At 72.7% G+C, this 19,569-nt stretch carries 17 protein-coding genes; 9 read left to right on the forward strand and 8 right to left on the reverse strand.

The annotated features are described in order from the left end of the window. The first annotated feature begins 57 nt into the window (after positions 1–57). Both OH804_RS19605 and OH804_RS19610 read left to right on the forward strand, forming a co-directional pair. Positions 58–990: an ABC transporter ATP-binding protein gene (locus OH804_RS19605; RefSeq protein WP_406058686.1), complete on the forward strand. Its 933-nt coding sequence runs from the start codon at positions 58–60 to the stop codon at positions 988–990. Beyond that, positions 987–1,763 carry an ABC transporter permease subunit gene (locus OH804_RS19610; protein ID WP_406058688.1) on the forward strand — a complete coding sequence of 259 codons (777 nt, stop codon included), beginning with the start codon at positions 987–989 and terminating at the stop codon, positions 1,761–1,763. Before OH804_RS19605 ends, OH804_RS19610 begins: the two co-directional genes overlap by 4 nt. A 36-nt stretch (positions 1,764–1,799) precedes the next feature. On the opposite strand, the gene OH804_RS19615 is transcribed toward OH804_RS19610, so the two are convergent. Genes OH804_RS19615 through OH804_RS19630 form a run of 4 tightly spaced genes read right to left on the reverse strand, consistent with a single transcriptional unit; the run spans position 1,800 to position 6,020 of the window. Continuing rightward, positions 1,800–2,417 carry a response regulator transcription factor gene (locus OH804_RS19615; RefSeq protein WP_238658164.1) on the reverse strand — a complete coding sequence of 206 codons (618 nt, stop codon included), beginning with the start codon at positions 2,415–2,417 and terminating at the stop codon, positions 1,800–1,802. A gap of 59 nt (positions 2,418–2,476) precedes the next feature. Continuing rightward, positions 2,477–4,048, reverse strand: coding sequence for a sensor histidine kinase (locus tag OH804_RS19620; protein ID WP_406058690.1), 1,572 nt, complete (start codon positions 4,046–4,048; stop codon positions 2,477–2,479). Between the two features lie 54 nt (positions 4,049–4,102). Then, a complete protein-coding gene (gene bioD, locus OH804_RS19625) occupies positions 4,103–4,828 on the reverse strand; it encodes a dethiobiotin synthase (RefSeq protein WP_196921778.1) in 726 nt (241 codons plus the stop codon). Positions 4,829–4,883: 55 nt separating this feature from the next. After that, a complete protein-coding gene (locus OH804_RS19630; protein WP_406058692.1) occupies positions 4,884–6,020 on the reverse strand; it encodes an 8-amino-7-oxononanoate synthase in 1,137 nt (378 codons plus the stop codon). 166 nt (positions 6,021–6,186) lie between these two features. Here OH804_RS19630 and bioB point away from each other — a divergent pair, with 166 nt between their 5' ends. From bioB to OH804_RS19645, 3 genes are read left to right on the forward strand one after another with little or no spacing between them, the layout of a single operon-like run. Continuing rightward, on the forward strand, positions 6,187–7,182 hold the full coding sequence (gene bioB, locus OH804_RS19635) for a biotin synthase BioB (protein WP_196921776.1): 996 nt from the start codon (positions 6,187–6,189) through the stop codon (positions 7,180–7,182). Positions 7,183–7,187: 5 nt separating this feature from the next. Next, positions 7,188–7,379 carry a hypothetical protein gene (locus OH804_RS19640; protein WP_196921775.1) on the forward strand — a complete coding sequence of 64 codons (192 nt, stop codon included), beginning with the start codon at positions 7,188–7,190 and terminating at the stop codon, positions 7,377–7,379. A gap of 4 nt (positions 7,380–7,383) precedes the next feature. Next, positions 7,384–7,890: a GNAT family N-acetyltransferase gene (locus OH804_RS19645; RefSeq protein ID WP_196921774.1), complete on the forward strand. Its 507-nt coding sequence runs from the start codon at positions 7,384–7,386 to the stop codon at positions 7,888–7,890. 110 nt (positions 7,891–8,000) lie between these two features. Here OH804_RS19645 and OH804_RS19650 read toward each other — a convergent pair whose 3' ends face one another. Beyond that, on the reverse strand, positions 8,001–10,904 hold the full coding sequence (locus OH804_RS19650) for a glycoside hydrolase family 9 protein (protein ID WP_406058695.1): 2,904 nt from the start codon (positions 10,902–10,904) through the stop codon (positions 8,001–8,003). Between the two features lie 355 nt (positions 10,905–11,259). On the opposite strand from OH804_RS19650, the gene OH804_RS19655 reads away from it, so the two are divergent. Both OH804_RS19655 and OH804_RS19660 read left to right on the forward strand, forming a co-directional pair. Beyond that, entirely contained in the window at positions 11,260–12,042 is a 783-nt protein-coding gene (locus tag OH804_RS19655) for an LPXTG cell wall anchor domain-containing protein (RefSeq protein ID WP_406058697.1), read from the forward strand. A gap of 317 nt (positions 12,043–12,359) precedes the next feature. Next, positions 12,360–13,925 (forward strand): aldehyde dehydrogenase family protein, encoded by a 1,566-nt coding sequence (locus OH804_RS19660; RefSeq protein ID WP_406058699.1) that lies wholly within the window; start codon positions 12,360–12,362, stop codon positions 13,923–13,925. A gap of 63 nt (positions 13,926–13,988) precedes the next feature. Here the strand turns inward: OH804_RS19660 and OH804_RS19665 are convergent, their stop codons facing one another. Both OH804_RS19665 and OH804_RS19670 read right to left on the reverse strand, forming a co-directional pair. Then, entirely contained in the window at positions 13,989–15,065 is a 1,077-nt protein-coding gene (locus tag OH804_RS19665; protein WP_406058701.1) for a GNAT family N-acetyltransferase, read from the reverse strand. Between the two features lie 89 nt (positions 15,066–15,154). Next, a complete protein-coding gene (locus OH804_RS19670) occupies positions 15,155–15,856 on the reverse strand; it encodes an amino acid-binding protein (protein ID WP_196921771.1) in 702 nt (233 codons plus the stop codon). Between the two features lie 150 nt (positions 15,857–16,006). Between OH804_RS19670 and OH804_RS19675 the strand changes: the two genes are divergently transcribed. Next, the gene (locus OH804_RS19675) at positions 16,007–17,086 is read left to right on the forward strand and encodes a phosphotransferase family protein (protein ID WP_196921770.1); all 1,080 of its coding nucleotides are present in this window, start codon (positions 16,007–16,009) and stop codon (positions 17,084–17,086) included. Next, on the forward strand, positions 17,086–18,300 hold the full coding sequence (locus OH804_RS19680) for an acyl-CoA dehydrogenase family protein (RefSeq protein WP_406058704.1): 1,215 nt from the start codon (positions 17,086–17,088) through the stop codon (positions 18,298–18,300). Before OH804_RS19675 ends, OH804_RS19680 begins: the two co-directional genes overlap by 1 nt. A 197-nt stretch (positions 18,301–18,497) precedes the next feature. Here the strand turns inward: OH804_RS19680 and OH804_RS19685 are convergent, their stop codons facing one another. Next, positions 18,498–19,544, reverse strand: a complete 1,047-nt coding sequence (locus tag OH804_RS19685) for a LacI family DNA-binding transcriptional regulator (RefSeq protein WP_406058706.1) — start codon at positions 19,542–19,544, stop codon at positions 18,498–18,500. Positions 19,545–19,569: the final 25 nt, after the last annotated feature.

The raw sequence follows: 19,569 nt of genomic DNA on the forward strand, positions 1-19,569 counted from the left end.
GTGGCTGGTGCCGTTCGGGCGCGGCGGGGCGGCAGGTCGCTCGCCTAGCGTCAGCGCATGATCACATTACGTGGGTTGACGAAACGGTTCGGGTCGACAGTCGCTGTCGACGCGTTGACAGTCGACATCGCGCCCGGCCGGGTCACCGGCTTCCTCGGCCCCAACGGCGCCGGCAAGTCCACCACCATGCGGATGATCCTCGGGCTGGACCGTCCCACCGCCGGGCAGGCCCTGGTCGGCGGGCGCGCGTACCGGGAGCTGCGCCGGCCGCTGCACGAGGTGGGCGCACTGCTCGACGCCCGGGCCATCCACCCGGCCCGGTCCGGCCGGGCGCACCTGCGTGCCATGGCGCACAGCAACGGCATCCCCACCCGCCGGGTCGACGAGGTGCTGGACACCGTCGGGCTGGACGGACGGGCCGCCGGTAAGCCGGGGCGGACGCTCTCCCTCGGCATGGGCCAACGGCTCGGCATCGCCGGCGCGCTGCTCGGCGACCCGCCGGTGCTGATGTTCGACGAGCCGGTGAACGGTCTCGACCCGGACGGGGTGCGCTGGGTGCGGCAGCTGATGCGCTCGCTGGCCGACGAGGGACGGACGGTCTTCGTCTCCAGCCACCTGATGAGCGAGATGCAGCTCACCGCCGACCAACTCGTGGTGATCGGTCGGGGACGGCTGCTCGCCGACTCGCCGATCGGCGAGGTGATCGCCCGCGGCACTGTCGCGGTCCGGGTCCGCAGCCCGCACCCGGACGGGCTGGCCGCCCTCGCGGCGCGCCTCACCGCCTCCGGTGCGAGCGTCGAGGCGGCCGACCGCAACGAGCTGACCGTCACCGGCGCCACCGCCGACCAGGTCGGCGACCTGGCCCACGAACTGGGGGTACGACTGCACGAGCTGAGTGCGCACGCCGCGTCGTTGGAGCAGGCGTTCATGGAGCTGACCGCCGACAGCGTCGAGTACGCCGGCGGCCCGACCGGAGGTGGGGCACGATGAGCGTCAGCACCCGCACCCGCAATGGTGCCGTGGCCGCCGAGTGGACCAAGCTCTCCTCGGTGCGGAGCACCTGGTGGACGGCGCTGGCCGGGCTGCTGGTGATGGCCGCGAGCGCCGGCCAGCTGGCCATCTACGCCGCTAACGACAACACCAACGACGACCCGACCGACGACCGGGGGATCGTCACCGTCGGCAGCGTGCTGATCGACTCGGTCGAGCTGACCCAGTACGTGGTGCTGGCGCTGGGCCTGCTCGCGATCACCGCCGAGTTCACCAGTGGCACCATCCGGACGACGTTGCAGTGCACCCCGTCCCGCGGTCGCGTACTGCTGGCCAAGGCCGCCGTCACCGGCGCTGTCACCTTCGCGCTCGGGCTGCTGCTCGGCGGCGTCGGCGCCCTGGTGGCCCGGCCGGTGCTCGGCGAGTGGGGCAGCGCCCCGGCCGCCGACACCGTCGGCGACATCGTGGCGGTGGCGGTCTACCTGGCGCTGATCGGCGTGCTCGCCCTGGGCCTCGGTGCCGCGCTGCGCAGCGCGGTGCTCACCCTCACAGTGCTCCTCGCCACCCTGATGATCGTGCCGCTGTCGTTGCAGGAGCCAAACATCGACGTGCTGAACCGGATCGCCGACGTGTTCCCCGGCGTGGCCGGCGGGCACTTCCTGGCCGGCGACACCGAGCCCTATCCGCCGCTGGTCGGGCTGCTCCTACTCGCCGGGTGGGCCGCCGCCGCACTGCTGCTGGGCCGAGCCGCACTGCGCCGCCGCGACGCGTAGGGCCGGCGAGTTGGGCGGGGGCCGACTGGCCCCCGCTCAGCCGTCGACCAGGCCCGCCTCGTACGCGAGGATCGCCGCCTGCACCCGGTTGCGCACATCCAGCCGGGTGAAGATGCTGGTCAGGTAGCTCTTCACGGTGCCCTCCACGAGGTGCAGCCGGCGGGCGATCTCGGCATTGGAGAGACCCGCGCCGACCAGGGCCAGCACCTCCCGTTCCCGTTCGGTCAGCCCTGCCGTCCGGTCCCGGGCGGCGGGTCGGCGGGCCAACCGGCCAGCCCCCAGCTCGATCACCCGGCGGGCCACCCTCGGCGACAGGTACGCCCCACCGTCGGCCACCGCGTGCACACCGGCGATCAGCTCACGCGGGTCGCCGGCCTTGAGCAGGAAACCGCTGGCGCCGTGCCCGAGCGCGCGGGCCACGTGGTCGTCCTCGCCGAACGTGGTCAGCATGATCGTCGCGGTGTCCGGCACGACCCGGCGGATCTCGGCGGCGGCGGCCAACCCGTCCAGCCGCGGCATCCGGATGTCCAGCAACGCCACCCGGGGTCGGTGGGCACGGACCAGCTCCACCGCCGCGTGCCCGTCGCCGGCCTCGGCGACCACCTCGATGCCGGGGTCGCTGGCGAGGATGGCCCGGACGCCGGCCCGGATCATCGCCTCGTCGTCGGCCAGCACCACCCGGATCGGCGGTGCCCCCGTCGTGTCGGTGTCCACTAGGCGATCCACTCCTTGCTGACCAGCCGGCCATCGGTGAAACAGAGCCGCCAGGTCGGCGCGGCGAGGGGAAAGTTGCCGTCGGTGTAGTACTCGCAGCCGGCCCGGTCGACCGGCGTCGGGCGTTCCAACTGCCGCCGGGGCAGCCCGACCAGCTCCGACCGGGTCGCGCCGACGCGCAACTGGTCGAAGGTGGCCCGGTCCAGCACCGTCCCAGCGGTCGCCACCGGGTAGTAGACGAACGAGAGCACCAGAGCGAAACCGACAGGTGCGACGAGCGCCACCAGCAGGCTGCGCCGAACCCGCCGCCGGGCGTCGAGCAGCCGCCGCTCGGCGTCCACCGGCCCCTCCGCCGGACCCTGTCGCTCGTCGGACCACGCCGTCGGCCCGACCTCCGCCGCCGACCCGATCGCCTCCGGCGACGGCGCGGTGGCCGGCAACACCGCCCGTACCGCGAACCCGCCGTCGGCCCGGTGGCCGGCGTCGAGCGTCCCGCCGGCGAGGCGGACCCGCTCGGCGAGGGCGAGCAGCCCACTGCCCTGCGAGGGCGAGGCGGGCAGTGGCCCGGCCGGTGGGGGGTCGTTGACGACTGTCACCTCGACCCGGTCACCGTCGCGGGTGAGGCGTACGTCGACCGGTGCGCCCGGCGCGTACCGGGCCGCGTTGGTCAGCGACTCCCGGACGATCCGGTGCGCCGCGTGACCGGTCATCGCCGGTAGCTCCGTGACCGCCGGGGCGGCGTCCAGCCGTACCTCCATGCCGGCCTCCCGCGCACCGTCGACAAGGTCGGCGACGGTCTCCCCGCTCGGGCGCAGTGACGCGCCCGCCTCCTCGCGGAGCACCCCGATGATCTCGTGCAGTCGCTCCGTGGCGGCGGAGACGCTGGCCCGCAACTCCCCCGCCGCGGCCCGGTGCCGGTCGTCCAGGTCGGCGGCGACCTCCAGGGCTGCGGCGCGCAACGCGATCAGGCTGAGGTCGTGACCGAGCGAGTCGTGCATCTCCCCGGCGATCCGGGCCCGCTCCCGCAGCCGGATCCGCTCGGCGGCGCCCCGCTGCTCGCGGGTCAGCGCGTCGACGTGCCGGCGACCGGCGTCGGCCAACTCCTGCTGCTGGCGGCGGTATCGACCGACCAACCAGGGGAACACGGCGGCGAAGAGCAGCACCGAGGCGAGCAGGAACCAGGTGGCCGCGCCGGTGCCGAGCAACCCCAGGTTGAGCGCCGTGCCGCCGCCCGTGATCAGCACGAAGACCATGATCGCCGGTCCCACTGTGGCGCTGCGCCGCCCGGCGAGATAGCTGAAGACCGGAATGGCGAACACGAAGTTGCCATCGATCAACGACCCGAGCACCACCAACACCAGGGAGACCAACGGCTGACGTCGACTCGCCGCCACCGCCACACCGAGCAGCAGCAGCTTGCCGACCAACAGCGGCACCGTGTACCGCGTGTAGGGCGGGCTGACCTCGGCGTAGCCGACCGGGGCGGCCACCACCGCCCAGAGCAGCACGTCCAGCAGCAGGCGACGCCGCCGGTGCAGCCAAGCCGGCGGCGGGGAGTCGAGGATCCGCACGGCGGTCAGGCTACCTACGCCCGACCTGGGCGGACACCGACGAAAGTCAGGTGTTCAGCCGCTCTCCTCGGCCCATACCCGCCAGTCGTCGAGCACGCCGTGCAGGGCCGGGGTGAGCCAACCCGGCGCGGACCGTCGGAACACACCGGGGTCCATCGCGCCCGCGCCGTCGGGCAGCGCGCCGAGCAGGTTCGGCACCAGATCGGTGAGGTTCGTCCAGTGCACCAGCTCCGGCCGGGCCGGCCAGGCACCGATCACCACACCGGCCGGCACCGCCCTACGGTCCAACGCCTCCAAGGTCAACGCGGTGTGGTTGAGCGTGCCCAACCCGGCGCGGGCGACCACCACCGCGGGCGCACCGAGCGACACCGCCAGGTCGGCCATCGTCCACGGCTCCCCCGACGGCCGCAGCCCCATCGGAACCAGCAACCCACCCGCGCCCTCGATCAACACAAGGTCGTGCTTGTCGGCCTCCGCGCGGACGGCGTCCACCGCGGCGTACAACTCCAGCGGCGGAAGGTCGGCGACCCGCGCGGCGGCCAACGGGGCGAGCGGATCCGGATAGCTGGCCAGAGTCCGACCGGTCAGCGGCGCGGCCAGCCGGTTCACCGCATCCACGTCGCCCGGCTCACCGCCGGCCGTACCGGTCTGACCCGGCTTCACCACCGCCACCCGCAACCCGGCCGCCTGCGCGGCGGCCGCGATCGCCGCGGTCACCACCGTCTTACCGACCTCGGTGTCCGTCCCGGTAACCAGAACCGACCCCGCCCACCCGCTCACGGGGTGGTCTCTGTTCGCGACTGCGGGGCTCGCAAACCCGGCTCACTCCTCGCGCTCACGGGGCGCAGTCCACGATGACGTCCAGCGCCCGCTCGAACGCCGCCCGGGGCACTCCCGCGCTCACCGTGAGGCGCAGACGGGAGCGGCTGTCCGGGGTGGACGGTGGCCGGAAACAGCCCACCGCGACGCCCCGGTCCCGGCAGTCCGCGGCCCAGGCGGTCGCCGCCTCCGGCCCGGGGGCGGTCACCGAGATCACCGCCGCGTCCGGTGCGGAGACGGTCAGCCCTGCCGCCCGCAGCCGACCGACCGCCACCCTCACCCGGTCGGACAGTTCGGCGCGCAGGTCGTCGCCGACCTCGGCGAGCCGCAGCGCGGCGTGCACACCGGCGGCGACCGCCGGCGGCAGTGCCGTGTCGAAGATGAACGTGCGCCCCGTCTCGACCAGATGCCGCACAAACTCGGCCGGGCCGGCGACGACGCCACCCGCGCCACCGAGCGCCTTGGACAGGGTGGCGGTGACCACCACGTCCGGCTCGCCGGCCAGCCCGGCGGCCGCCACCGCGCCCGCGCCGGCCGGGCCGGTCAGCCCCAGCGCGTGCGCGTCGTCGACCAGCAGGAGCGCGCCGTGGCGGCGTGCCACCGCGTGCAGTCGAGCCAGCGGGGCGAGGTCACCGTCGACCGAGAAGACCGACTCGGTCACCACCACCGCCGGGCGGCCGGGTGCGGCCGCGAGCGCGGCGGCGACAGCATCGACGTCGGCGTGCGGGGTGACCACCGTCTCCGCGCCGGAGAGGCGGCAGCCGTCGATCAGCGACGCGTGGTTGTGCGCGTCGGAGACGAGCAGCGTCCGAGGTTGGACGAGCGCCCGCAGCGCACCGAGGTTGGCCAGGTAGCCGGAGGAGAAGACCAGGGCCCCGTCGGTGCCCAGCCAGTGGGCCAGGTCCTCCTCCAACGCCCGGTGCGCGTCGGTGGAGCCCCGCACCAGGCGCGACCCGGTCGCCCCCAGCCCGTACGCCGACAGGGCCGCCGTGGCCGCGGCGGTGACCTCCGGGTGGGTGGCCAGGCCGAGGTAGTCGTTGCCGGCCAGATCGGTCATCTGATCGTCGGCCGGACGCGGATGCAGTCGCCGGGTGAGCCCGGCCTTCGCCCGCAGCTGCGCGCGGCGGTCGAGCGCCGCCAGCCAGTCCGCCACCGTCACCCTCCCCCGCTGTGCGTGCCGGTCAGCCCGACACCCGCCGGGCGAAATTACCACCCGCCGCCACCGCCCCGACGATTCCACTCGGTGCGAGCTGTCCGCGAACTGCCAGGGCATTCCGGCTGATCGGGGGCTCTCGCACAGGCCTAGTAGGGTACGAGCCATGCCAGAGATCCTCGACCAGGCCCGGACCCAGGTCCTGGGTGACGGTGTCGGCCTCGATCAGGCCGGCATCCTCGCCGTGCTGAACCTGCCCGACGAGCACCTGCCCGCCGCCCTCCAGCTCGCTCACGACGTGCGGATGCGCTGGTGCGGCCCGGAGGTCGAGGTCGAGGGGATCGTCTCGCTCAAGACGGGCGGTTGCCCGGAAGACTGCCACTTCTGCTCACAGTCGGGCCTGTTCACCTCGCCGGTGCGCTCCGTCTGGCTGGACATCCCGTCGCTGGTCGAGGCGGCGAAGCAGACCGCCGCGACCGGTGCGACCGAGTTCTGCATCGTCGCCGCGGTCCGCGGTCCGGACGCCCGGCTGATGAAGCAGATGCGCGAGGGCGTCGCCGCCATCAAGGCGGAGGTCGACATCCAGGTCGCCGCGTCGCTGGGCATGCTCAGCAAGGAGCAGGTCGACGACCTGGTCGACATGGGTGTGCACCGCTACAACCACAATCTGGAGACCTGCCGGTCGTACTTCCCCAACGTGGTCACCACCCACTCGTGGGAGGAGCGCTGGGAGACGCTGCGGATGGTTCGCGACTCGGGCATGGAGGTGTGCTGCGGTGGCATCCTCGGCCTCGGCGAGACCGTCGAGCAGCGGGCCGAGTTCGCCGCGCAGCTCGCCGAGTTGAACCCGCACGAGGTGCCGCTCAACTTCCTCAACCCTCGCCCCGGCACCCCACTCGGTGACCGCCCGGTGGTGGAGGGCAAGGACGCGCTGCGGGCCATCGCGGCGTTCCGGCTGGCCATGCCGCGCACCATCCTGCGGTACGCCGGTGGTCGCGAGATCACCCTCGGCGACCTCGGCACCCGCGACGGTCTGCTCGGCGGCATCAACGCGGTGATCGTCGGCAACTACCTGACCACGCTGGGTCGGCCGGCGACTGCCGACCTGGAGCTGCTGAACGAGCTGAAGATGCCGGTCAAGGCCCTCTCCGACACGCTGTGACGACGATGACGACGACGCAGCTGTGGTGCGACCGGTGCGGTGAGTCGGCGACGGCCACCGCCCACCCGGCCTGCGCGTCGGCCCGCCAGTTGGAGCCGCCCCGGTTCTGCCCCTCGTGCCGACGCCGCATGAAGGTGCAGGTGCTGCCGGTGGGCTGGTCGGCGGTCTGCGTCGAGCACGGCGAGATCCGGGGCTGAGCCGGTGCTGCGAGGGCGGGCGGTGACGCTACGACCGGCAACGGGCGCGGACGTGCCGGCCCTCGCGGCGATCCGGGCCGACCCGGAGGTACGCCGGTGGTGGCGGGGCGGCGACGACCTGGCCGATTCGGTGCGCGCCGACCTCGCCGACGACGACCTGCACGTGTACGCGATCGAGCACGACGGCCGGGTGATCGGCGCGATCCAGTGGTACGCCGAGGCGGACCCGGACTACCGACACGCCAGCCTGGACGTCTTCCTCGACCCGGCGGAGCGCGGCGCCGGCCTCGGCGGTGACGCGATCCGCACCCTGGCCCGCCACCTGATCGACGAGTACGGCCACCACCGTTTCACCATCGACCCGGCGGCGGCGAACAGCGCTGCCATCCGGGCGTACGCCAAGGTTGGTTTTCGTCCGGTGGGGGTGCTGCGCCGCTACGAGCGCGGCGCGGACGGCCGCTGGCACGACGGCCTGCTGATGGACCTGCTCGCCGACGACCTCACCGGCTGACGCCGAGCCGCGGATCAGCCACGTTGCAGCAGATCTGGACAGTTACCGTCCGCACGGACTATTCAGCTCGCGCGGAACGGTAACTGTCCAGGATCTCGTCGCGGTGCCGGTCAGGCGATGGTGCAGGGGATGTTGTTGACGGTGAAGGCGGTCGGTTTCGGGTTGGTACCGCTGTACGTGCCGTTGAAGCCGAAGCTCACCGACGCGCCCGCCGCGATCGTGCCGTTGTAGGACAGGTTCGTGGCGGTGACCGCCGCGCCGCTCTGACTGAACGACGCCGACCAGCCCTGACTGACGCTCTGCCCACCGGGGAAGCTGAACCGCACTGTCCAACCGTTGATCGCTGTGGTGCCGGTGTTGGTGATCGACACGTTGGCGGTGAAGCCGCTGCCCCAGTCGGTGGTGGCGTACCCCACAGTGCAGGTGCCGCCGACCGGCGGGGCCGCGGTGGTCACCGCGACCGGCGCGGACGCCGCGGACGTGTTGCCGGCCGCGTCCACTGCCACCACGTAGAACTGGTACGCCGTCGAGGCGGTCAACCCGGACACCGCCTGGGTGGTGCCGGTCGGCGAGCCGACCAGCACGTCGGTGGCGCCGGCCTCGCGGTAGACCCGGTAACCGGTGACGCCCACGTTGTCGGTCGACGGGGTCCAGGCCAGTGTGAGCCCGGTGGCGGTGACGGCCGAGGCGACCGGAGTGCCGGGCGTGCTCGGTGCTGTGGTGTCGGCGGTGCCGGCCGGTGGTGTGGTCACGCTGAGCACCGGTGAGGCGGCCGACGTGTTGCCGGCACCGTCGCGGGCCACGACGCTGAACTGGTACGTCTGCGCCGGCAGCAGCGTCGAGATGGTAAGCGTGGTGCCGGTGACGGGCCGGTTCACCACCGTGTCGCCGCCGACCAGGATTTCGCGGACGTCGTAGCCGGCCAGGCCGCTGCCACCGCTGTCGGTGGACGGCGCCCAGGTCAGGGTGACAGTGCGGGGGCCGAGGTTGGACGCAACCGGGGTACCCGGGACGGTCGGCTTGGTGGTGTCCGGTACGACCGGGCCCGGCTCGTCGCCCCAGACGCGGGTGGCGCCGGAGTAGAGCGGCACCTTCCGGTTGGGCCCGGCGGTGGCCTGGTACGACGGGTCGTTCGTCGGGTCCCAGGTGCCGCCCTCCGGCACGCCGATCTTGAACTGGACCTCCATCCGGTGCTGCGACTGACCCGCCGGGGCGATGGTGTGCCCGGCGCAGTCCACCTCGACGTACCAGATGTCACCGCTGAACTGCTTGGCGGTGGTCGGGGACGGGCAGCCCTGGGTGTAGCCGGCGGTGACCTGCACCGGGCCGGTGCCGTCGGGCCGGAAGTAGTACCGGAACCGGCCGTCGGTCAGCGCACGGGCCGGGAACGCGGACTTGTTGTAGACCATCACCTTGAGCCCGGTGGCCCGTGGTTCGGCCTGCGTCACAGTGGTTTCCACTGTCAGCTCGTCGATGTCCGGCGTCTCGGCGACCGGGAAGTTCGCCAGCGGCGTGCCGCCGTACTCGGAGGTCAGCCGGACCAACGCGGACGTGAAGCCGGCGTTGTAGTCGGTGGCCACCTCGTTCATCACGTAGTCCGAGCGGCTGTCGCTGTACGCGTCGTTGGCCGAGGACGGGCCGCCGACCAGCGCGCCGTAGAGGGTGTGCCGGGTCTCCACGGGCACTGTCTGGCTGTCCCACCAGGAGCCGTGCGCGGTGCGGTGGTGCGGGTTCTTCGGCGAGTTGGCGCCGAACCCGATGACGTAGCTGGAGTTACGGGGGTTGTCGCCGAGCGCGTAGTTGATCTGCCGGACGGCGAAGTCGTGGTAGCGCGCCTTGCGGGTGGTGTCGGTGGTCTTGTCGCTGTAGACCAGCGCGGCGAAGGAGGTGTTCGCGGCGTAGCGCAGCGCGCCCCAGGAGTCGAGCACCGCCATCCCGCCCGGCGAGTACGGAACCCGCTGCCCGTTCACCCCGACGGTCCAGTAGTCCAGCCACCGGTTGGCGTCGTCGACGTACTTCTGCTTGCCGGTCAGGTTGGCCAGCAGCACGTACGCGCCGAACTGCTTGTTGTCCCAGGCGATGGTCCACTTGTAGGAGCGGGTGGTGGACTGGTTCTCGGTGCCGAGCTTGTCGTACTCACTCTCGGCCTTGGTCAGATAGCTGGCCTCGCCGGTGGCCCGGTGCAGCCAGATCGCGGCCCAGACCAGCTCGTCCTGCCAGCCGCTCCACGAGCGGTAGAAGCTCGTGGCGTCGGTGATGCACTCGTGGTAGGCCTTCCGAACGGTGTCGGCGAAGGTGTAGAGCTGCCGGGCGTGCCCGAGCAGCCGGTCGGCGTAGGCCGCGTCGGTGGGCCGGAACACCATCGACGAGGCGGCCATCGCGGCCGCCGTCTCCCCCGCCAGGTCCGCGCCGCCACAGCTCGCATCGATCTTGTACGCGGGCCGCGCCATCTGCATCACCTCGGCCGGGCCCCACCACTTGTGGTCGTCGTCGCCCTTGCCGACCTGTCCGTAGAGGACGTTGGCCGACGGGTGCGCCTTGATGAAGTAGTCGTTGACGAAGCGCAGGTTGTTGAGCAGGTGCGGCAGTTGCCCGGAGGAGGTGTAGCCGCTGCGGTACTCGACAGCTCCCCAGGCGAGCATCGTCGCGCTGAACGCCATCGGGAAACCGAACTTCACGTGGTCGCCGGCGTCGTACCAGCCGCCGGTGAGGTCCACCCCCGCGCTGGCGCCGTCGGTGAGCGCGCTGTCTCCCCGCCAGGAGACGCGGTTCCAGTCGGGCAGTCGACCGGACTGCTGCGCCTCGTAGAAGAGCAGCGACTTCTGCAACGCCTCGGCGTAGTTGTAGGTCGCGGCTGGCGCGGCGGAGGCGGGCGCGGGCGGCGGCGCGGTCACCGCGAGGGACGCGCCGGTGAGCAGCGCGACGCCGATGGTCAGCAGCCGCCGCGGCCAGGGCTGGTCGGCGGCCGGTGACCGGCCAGGCTGGCCGCTGAACGGCCGGGTCAGGTGGCGCATGGCGGGCTCCTGTCGGAGGCGCCGCCGGCGGTCGCACCGACGCGGGACGGCGTACGGGCGGCACGGCCACCGGCGACAGCGGGGGTGGCGGTGTGACCACGGGTCATGGAAGCGCTCCCATGGATAACCGACAATGTAATGTGCACGTCGTCGATTGGGAAGCCCGCGCTGCGCCGCCAGCGCCACCGCGCTCGCGGGTGTTACGGCGACACGCGCACGGCAGCACGGAAGGTCGACCCGGCAGGAACTTCCCGTCCGAGACGTCGTCCCAGCTCAGGCCGGTTGGCCGATGCCGTGGGCAGGCCCCACCCGTGGATCATGGGCGGCCCCCCTCGATCATCCCGGAGGAATTCTCATGCCACTGCGTCGGCGCCTGACGCGCGCGGCCGTCTGCACGGCCGCCGCCACGGCCGTTCTCGCCATCGCCTCCCCGGCCTGGGCATCGAGCATCGTCCCCCTCAACCCCGCCCACGCCGGCGCGACGGCGGGGACCTTCCAGCAGGAGTGCCAGGACCCCAAGTTCGGCACGCGCCCCACTAACCAGGACGGCTGGCACTTCGTGCTGCCCACCAAGGGAGCCGGCGACTTCCAGAGCCTGACCCTGACCTTCACTGACAATGCGGGCGCCCCGGTTACGGTGACCGTGCCGGACCCCGCGGATCCGTACACCGACTTCCTGTCCGCCAACGGCGGCGGCGACAAGCAGGTGAAGCACGCCTACCTCTTCACCCCGACGGGATGGACGTTGACCGGCGGCAGCGCCCTGGTCAGCGGCGGGGGCGACAAGTTCAACCTCAGCCACACGTGCGCCGGCACCGGCACCACCGAGTCGCCGACCCCGACGCCGACCACGCCGACCACGGAGTCCCCGACGCCGACGCCAACCACCGGCTCGCCGACGCCGACCACGCCGGCCACGTCGACGCCGACGGGCTCGGTCTCGCCGTCGGAGTCGGCAGCGCCCGGCGGATCAACCTCGACCCCGGGAGGCGGCGCGGGCGGCGGCGACAACGGTGGCAGCCTCCCGCTCACCGGCGCGGCGGTCACCAGCATGGCACTCGGCGGTGTCGCCCTGATCGGCGGCGGCGCCCTGCTGATGGTGCGTCGCCGGCGCGACCGGATCACCTTCACCAGCTGACCCAGGAACGCCCACGACCGGCTCCGGACATCGCTCCGGCGGCCGGTCGTCGGCGTTTCGCAAGCCTCGCGCGCCCCGTTCCGTACTCACGGGTAACCCAGCCAACAACCTCACATCATTCATTGGCATCGATTAATCGGTTGCCATCCTCGCTGGCCACGACCCTCCTCTCGGAGTCGACCATCAAGCGGCTTCGGTCGGCCAGCGTCCAGCCAGACGCACGTACTGTTGCTGACCCACTACCAGGCGCGAGACAGTACCGCTCACCAGCGGTGCCGTCGACGCCGCCGCTCCCCGGTCAACCCTGAGGAGAAGCGATGGCACTACGACTCGCCGACGACACCGCCTGGACCGACATCCTGGCCCGCGCGGTGGCCGTCACCCCGGAGGCGTTCGGCGCCGAGGTCGACGGCGTCACCACACTGCACAACCTGGTCGAGGGCGAATGGCGGGCGGTCGGCCAACCCGCCGCGATCCGCACTCCGGTGGACAACACAGTCCTCATCAACCTGCCCCGGATCGACGCGACCACCGCGCGCGCCGCTGTCGCCCACGCCGCCGCCGCGCACCGGACCTGGGCCTGGACCCCGCTGGCCGACCGCAAGGCCCGGGTCGTCGACGCCCTGGACTCGCTCACCGCCCACCGCGACCTGCTCGCCCTGCTGCTGGTCTGGGAGATCGGCAAGCCGTGGCGGCTGGCCTGCGCCGACGTGGACCGGGCGCTCGACGGCGTCCGCTGGTACGTCGGCGAGATCGACCGGATGCTCGCCGACGGCCGCCAGCCACTGCCCGGGCCGGTCAGCAACATCGCGTCGTGGAACTACCCGATGAGCGTGCTGGTGCACGCCGAGTTGGTGCAGCTCCTGGCCGGCAACGCGGTCATCGCCAAGACCCCGTCCCAGGGCGGCGCGGTCTGCCTGACCGTCGCGCACGCGCTGATGCGCCGAGCCGGACTGCCCGCCACGCTCGTCTCCGGCAGCGGCGGGGAGTTGTCCGAGGTGCTGGTCCGGGCACCCGAGATCGGCGCGGTGGCGTTCGTCGGCGGCCGGTCCAACGGTGGCAAGGTGGCCGCCGCGCTGCTCGACAGCGACAAGCGGCACTTCATCGAGCAGGAGGGTCTGAACGCCTGGGGCATCTGGAACTTCTCCCAGTGGGACCTGCTCGCCACCTACCTCAGGAAGGGCTTCGAGTACGGCAAGCAGCGCTGCACCGCGTACCCCCGGTTCGTGGTGCAGCGCGACCTGGTCGACGAGTTCCTCGACATGTACCTGCCGGTCGTCCGCTCGGTCCACTTCGGTCACCCGCTCGCCGTCGGCGACGACTGGGCCGCCGGTGACCCGCTACCCGAGCTGGACTTCGGGCCGCTGATCAGCGCCGCGAAAGCCGACGAGCTACGCCGCACTGTCGACGAGGCGGTCCGCGGCGGCGCGATCCCGCTGCACCGGGGCAAGCTCACCGGCGCGCCGTTCCTTCCCGGGCAGGACACGTCGGCTTACGTGGCGCCGTCGGTGCTGCTCGCCCCGCCCGGACGGTCCCGGCTGATGCACGCCGAGCCGTTCGGGCCGGTCGACACGATCGTCGTGGTGGACACCACCGACGAACTGCTGGCCGCGATGAACGCCTCCAACGGCGCGCTGGTGGCCTCGCTGGCCTGCGACGACACCGACGAGGCCGGCAAGCTCGCCGTGGACCTGCAGGCGTTCAAGGTGGGCATCAACAAGCCGCGCTCACGCGGTGACCGGGACGAACCGTTCGGCGGCCGGGGCGCCTCCTGGAAGGGCGCGTTCGTCGGCGGCGACCTGCTGGTGCAGGCCGTCACCGTCGGCGGCGACAGCCGGCTCTACGGCAACTTCCCCGACTACAGCAGCTACCCCACCACCTGACACCGGGAACGCGAGAGGCCCCCTTGTGGACGCCTGGCGCGCACAAGGGGCCCTCGTCGGGCCCTAGACGCCGGGCGCGGCGAACGCGCCCTTCCGGTCCGCCGGGGCGGCGACACCGAGCGGCACGGTGAGGGTGAGCAGCCCACCGTCGCGCTCCGTCGCGGCCGGCCGACCGAGCCGGTGCAGCGTGCGCAGCATCGGGTCGTTGGTGGCCTGGATGTGCAGCACCAGCGCCGCGTACCCGGACCGGTCGGCGTGCTGGACCAGCCGGCGCAGCAGCGCCGACCCGAGCCCGCGCCGCTGCCAGTCGTCCCGCACCAGCAGCGCCACCTCGGCCTCGTCGCCCTCGCCGAGCAGGTTCGCCATGGCGACCACCGACTCGGCAGTGCCGTCGGACCCGGTGGTGCTGGCGATCAGCGTCAACCCTCGGCTCGGCTCCAGCAGCCGACGCAGGCGGGCCGGCTGCGGCAGCGCCGCCCCGCCCAGGTAACGCCGCTGCCGGCTGCGCGGTGAGCACGCCTCGTGCAGCTCGACGACGCCGGACAGATCGCGGGCGCTGGCTGGTCGGACGGCCACCTCCGCGCCGTCGGGCAGCACCACTGTGACCTGTTCGGCGGCTCGGCGCGCCACTGTGGCGGCCAGCTCGACCAGGGCCTGCGCCCGCGCGTATTCCGCCGGGGTGAAGTCGGGCGCGGCCCGGCGCAGCGCGAACGAACCGCCCGCCGGGTCGGCCAGCAGCATGCTGGCCCCGGTGATTCCCCGTTCGACGCCCACCGACGCCGGCCGCCAGCTGACGACGTCGGCAGCGAGCAGGGTCCGCAACGCCTCGCCCGTGGCGTCCGGGTCACGGACCAGCCGGTTGGCCAGCCCGAGCACCCGGGTGGGCTGGTCGGCCAGACCACGCGCCTCGCTGCGCGCCACCCAGCAGTCCCGCCCCCGGCCCCGCTCGACGGCGGCGATCAACTCGGCCTCGTCGAGCGCGTCCGGCGCGTCGACCAGGAAGTCGTCCACCGCGCCCTGCTCGGTGGGCTGCACCTGCACGGTGAGGATGTTGACCCCGCGCAGCGCCAGGCTTGCCGTGAGCACCGACAGGTAACCCGGTCGGTCGTCCACCGTCGCTCGGATCCGCCACAACGTCATGGTTGGCTCCCTTCCCCGGTAAGAGCCTCACCCCCGCCTGTTGCCGCCCGGTTGCCCGGCGGTGTCGGCCCGGGAACTCCTCGGGCCGGTCAGGGGCCGGCGACCACCGGCGGCGCGCCGACGAGGTCGAGTCGGTCGCCGAGGATCACCGCGCAGGCGCGGACGAGCTGGGTGAGCCGGTCCACCTCGGTGCTGTGGAACGCTGCGGCGGAGAGGGTCTCGCTGCGCTCGCGGGCCACCACCAGCACCAGGCCCGCCCGGCCGAACGGCGCGATCGCGTGGTGGGTGCCGTCGGGCGTGGTCATCGACCGGCCGCGCAGCGGGGTCACCTCCGGCAACCGCAGGGGCACGGGGGTACGCCAACTGGCGTGCCCCACTGTCGCCCCGCCACCGCTGGTGCGCGAGGCCCAGTCGACCGGCACCACTGCGGCCACGGCCCAGTCGGCGGCCAACAACCCGGGCACCGCGTCGACCAGGGTGGCCAACCCGTCGGCCGGGTTGGCCGCGACCTGGGCCAACAGCTCCGCGTCCTGGCCGGTGGTGGTGGGCGCGCCGATCGCCCGCCACACGCCGTCCACCCGCACGCCCGGTATCGCCGCCAGGCCGGCCAGCAGCCGCTCCACACGCGCCGCACCCGGCCAGACGACAGTGAAGTCGTCCACCGCGCGCCCGCCGAGTCGTTCGAGGACCACCACCTGGACGATGTCCGCCCCCGAGACGCCCAACGTGCGGGCGACCTGACCGAGGGTGCCCGGACGGTCCGGCAGGGTGACCCGAACTCGCAGCAACATGTCTGTCCCTCCGCTCGGCGGGCCGGCGAGAGAGCGGCCGGCAGGCTGACCCCAGCCTGGTAGTTGACCATTTCGTCCCTGTTGCAGGGGCATGTCCCGAGCGGAAATTCTGACCTTGACAACGTGAGCGGGCTGCCATCAACTAGTCGGATGAGCGATCCGGCCGTCGACGCGTCACGGCCGGGGGCCGTTTCCCTCTCGCCGGCGGGGCTGGCCCTGGACCGTCTCGCCGAGCATCTGGCGGAGCACCGACCCGAGCTTGCCGTCGGGCCGCTGCGTGCCACGCTGATCGCGGGCGGCAAGTCCAACCTCACCTACCTGCTGCGCCTCGGCGACCACGAGGTGGTGCTGCGCCGCCCACCGCTGGGCCACGTGTTGGCGACCGCGCACGACATGGCACGCGAGTTCCGGGTGATCTCGGCGCTGGCGCCGACCGATGTGCCGGTCCCGGGCACGCTGCTGCTCTGCACCGACCCCGAGGTGATCGGCGCACCGTTCTACCTCATGGAGCGGATGCCCGGCGAGGTGTTCCGCACCCGCGCGCAGACCGACCCGCTGGGCGACGAGCGCCGCCGGGCCCTCGCCATGGCGATGATGGACACCCTCGCCGCGCTGCACAGCGTCGACCCGTCCAGCGTCGGGTTGGCCGACTTCGGCCGCCCCGAGGGCTACCTGGCCCGGCAGGTCCGCCGCTGGGCCGGGCAACTCGACCGCTCCCGCAGCCGCCCACTGCCCGGCATCGACGAGCTGCGCGACCTGCTCGCGGCGACCGCCCCGGAGGGCGCGAACGCCGGCCGGATCGTGCACGGCGACTACCGGCTGGACAACCTCCTCGCCTCAGCCGACCCGGTGGCCGTGCACGCGGTGCTCGACTGGGAGATGGCCACCCTCGGCGACCCCCTCGCCGACCTGGGGCTGCTGCTGACGTACTGGGACGTGCTCGGTGGCAGCGACACCGCAGCGGGCAACCCCGTCGCCGACGGGCTCGGCCCGCGCGCCGGCTTCCCCACGGGCAGCGAGCTGATCGACAGGTACGCCGGACGCAGCGACGTGGACGTCGGCCCGCTGCACTGGCACGTGGCACTGGGCTGTTTCAAGCTCGCTGTCATCTGCGAGGGCATCCACTACCGCCACACGCTCGGGCAGACGCTCGGCGAGGGCTTCGACCGGATCGGCGAGATGGTGGCACCGCTGGTCGCGCACGGGCTGACCGCCGCCAGGGAGCGGTGATGGACTTCTCATACGACAGCCGGACCGAGGAGCTGCGCGACGAGCTGACCCGGTTCCTGACCGAGCATGTCTACCCGGCCGAGGCCGTGCACGCCGAGCAGGTGGCCACCGGGGACCCGTGGTCGCGTACCCCGGTGTTGGCCGAACTGAAGGCGGAGGCCCGCAAGCGCGGCCTGTGGAACCTCTTCCTGCCCGACCCGCGCTACGGCGCCGGCCTGACCAACCTCCAGTACGCGCCGCTGGCCGAGCTGACCGGGCGCAGCCCGCACCTGGCGCCGGAGGCGGTCAACTGCGCGGCACCGGACACCGGCAACATGGAGTTGCTGGCCGAGTTCGGCTCGGAGGCGCAGCAGAAGCGCTGGCTGATGCCGCTGCTGGAGGGTGAGATCCGCTCGGCGTTCTGCATGACCGAGCCGGAGGTCGCGTCCTCCGACGCCACGAACATCGACACCCGGATCACCCGTGACGGCGACGAGTACGTGATCAACGGGCGGAAGTGGTGGTCGTCCGGAGCCATGGACCCGCGCTGCGAGATCTTCATCGTGATGGGCAAGACCGACCCCACCGCCGACCGGCACCGCCAGCAGAGCATGGTGCTGGTCCCCCGGGACACCCCCGGGGTGACAGTGCGCCGGGGCATGACCGTCTTCGGCTACACCGACGGTTCGCACGGCGGGCACGCCGAGATCGACTTCACCGACGTCCGGGTGCCCGCGGAGAACCTGATCGGCGCCGAGGGCACCGGCTTCGCCATCGCCCAGGCCCGGCTGGGGCCGGGCCGGATCCACCACTGCATGCGATTGATCGGAATGGCTGAGCGGGCATTGGAGCTGCTCTGCAAGCGAGCGCTCGAGCGGATCGCGTTCGGCCGGCCGCTGGCCGAGCAGGGCGTGGTCCGGGAGTGGATCGCCGAGTCCCGGGTCCGCATCGAACAGGCCCGGCTGCTGGTGCTGAAGACGGCCTGGCTGATGGACACCGTGGGCAACAAGGGCGCGCACACCGAGATCCAGGCCATCAAGATCGGAACGCCGGCGATGGCGGAGTGGGTGATCGACAAGGCGATCCAGGGGTACGGCGGCGCCGGCGTCAGCCAGGACACCCCGCTGGCCGCCCTCTGGGCGCAGACCCGCACCCTGCGCCTCGCCGACGGCCCCGACGAGGTCCACCGCAACTCACTGGCCAAGCGCGAACTCCGCCGCTGGGCCCCCGCCTGACCGCCAGGCAACAACCCGGCCCACTCACCCAACCCCGGCCCACACGCCCCACACGCTCAAGATCGCGCTCGATCTTGCCCGCCAGCCTTGTTGATCATGTGGTTGGCGAGGCGAGATGCCGGAAATGTCCAGGCCAGCTCCATGATCGACCGAAAAACGCGGGGACGCCGCCGCGCGGGCTTCCTGGGGCGGGGGGGTCAGGCGGAGGCTCGGTGGACCAGTTGGGTGTCCAGGAGGATGTGGGAGGCGGGTAGCTCCTCGCCACGGATCCGGGCCACCAGCAGGCGGGCCATCTGCCGGCCCATCTCCTCCACCGGCTGGAAGACAGTGGTCAACGGCGGTTCGGCCTGTCGGGCGATGGTCGCGTCGTCGAAGCCGATCACCGCGACGTCCTGCGGAACGCGGCGGCCGGCCTCGCGCAGGGTACGCAGTGCGCCGAACGCCATGAGATCGGACGCGACGAAGACCGCGTCCAGGTCCGGGCAGACCTCCAACAGCCGGCGCATTCCCGCCGCGCCGCTGCCCTCGCTGAAGTCGCCGTACGCGATCAGGTCGGGGTTGACGCTGGCGCCGGTGGCTTTGACCGCCTCGGTGTAGCCGGCCAAACGGGCCAGGCCGGCACCCATGTCCTGCGGACCGGCGATGGTGGCGACGCGTCGCCGCCCCTGCCTCGCCAGGTACTCCACGGCCTGCCGGGCCCCGCCAACGTTGTCCACGTCGACAAACCAGGCCGGTTGGGCGCCGGGTTGCAGCATCCGGGCGGGCCGACCGCCGAGCACGGCGGGCAGGCCGCGTTCCTCCAACAGCGTCGGCAGCGGGTCGGAGTCGTGCAACGACAGCAGCAGGACGCCGTCGACGTGCTGGTTGGTGAGGTGGTGCTCGACCCGCTCCCGTTCCACGGGCGACTGTGCCATGGCCAGCCAGAGCTGCATCGGCGTCTCCAGCAGCCCGGAGCTGATCCCCCGCACGATCGAGGCGAAGAACGGCTCGGTGAAGACCCGCTCACCGGATTCGGACACCACCAGCGCGACGGAGTCGGTCCGCTGGGTGACGAGCGCACGGGCGGCCCGGTTCGGCACGTACCCCAGCTCGGCGATGGCCTGTTGGACCGCGGCGCGGGCCTCCGGGCTGACCTGGGGCGAGCCGTTGACGACGCGGGAGACCGTGCCCCGACCGACGCCGGCACGCGCCGCGACCGCGTCGAGGGTCGGGCGCCCGAGCGACCGGGTGCGCTGCGTTGTCATCGTCTGCTCCTCCGACGGCGGGCGG

The organism is Micromonospora sp. NBC_00860, assembly GCF_045207375.1.
Classification (GTDB): Bacteria; Actinomycetota; Actinomycetes; order Mycobacteriales; family Micromonosporaceae; genus Micromonospora; species Micromonospora vinacea.

What these genes read in the sequence shown, in the direction of transcription:
- OH804_RS19605 (WP_406058686.1), top strand. Translation starts at nt 58, where the DNA reads ATGATCACATTACGTGGGTTGACGAAACGGTTCGGGTCGACAGTCGCT.
- OH804_RS19610 (WP_406058688.1), top strand. Translation starts at nt 987, where the DNA reads ATGAGCGTCAGCACCCGCACCCGCAATGGTGCCGTGGCCGCCGAGTGG.
- OH804_RS19615 (WP_238658164.1), bottom strand. Translation starts at nt 2,417, where the DNA reads ATGATCCGGGCCGGCGTCCGGGCCATCCTCGCCAGCGACCCCGGCATC.
- bioB (WP_196921776.1), top strand. Translation starts at nt 6,187, where the DNA reads ATGCCAGAGATCCTCGACCAGGCCCGGACCCAGGTCCTGGGTGACGGT.
- OH804_RS19640 (WP_196921775.1), top strand. Translation starts at nt 7,188, where the DNA reads ATGACGACGACGCAGCTGTGGTGCGACCGGTGCGGTGAGTCGGCGACG.
- OH804_RS19650 (WP_406058695.1), bottom strand. Translation starts at nt 10,904, where the DNA reads ATGCGCCACCTGACCCGGCCGTTCAGCGGCCAGCCTGGCCGGTCACCG.
- OH804_RS19655 (WP_406058697.1), top strand. Translation starts at nt 11,260, where the DNA reads ATGCCACTGCGTCGGCGCCTGACGCGCGCGGCCGTCTGCACGGCCGCC.
- OH804_RS19660 (WP_406058699.1), top strand. Translation starts at nt 12,360, where the DNA reads ATGGCACTACGACTCGCCGACGACACCGCCTGGACCGACATCCTGGCC.
- OH804_RS19665 (WP_406058701.1), bottom strand. Translation starts at nt 15,065, where the DNA reads ATGACGTTGTGGCGGATCCGAGCGACGGTGGACGACCGACCGGGTTAC.
- OH804_RS19670 (WP_196921771.1), bottom strand. Translation starts at nt 15,856, where the DNA reads ATGTTGCTGCGAGTTCGGGTCACCCTGCCGGACCGTCCGGGCACCCTC.
- OH804_RS19675 (WP_196921770.1), top strand. Translation starts at nt 16,007, where the DNA reads ATGAGCGATCCGGCCGTCGACGCGTCACGGCCGGGGGCCGTTTCCCTC.
- OH804_RS19680 (WP_406058704.1), top strand. Translation starts at nt 17,086, where the DNA reads ATGGACTTCTCATACGACAGCCGGACCGAGGAGCTGCGCGACGAGCTG.
- OH804_RS19685 (WP_406058706.1), bottom strand. Translation starts at nt 19,544, where the DNA reads ATGACAACGCAGCGCACCCGGTCGCTCGGGCGCCCGACCCTCGACGCG.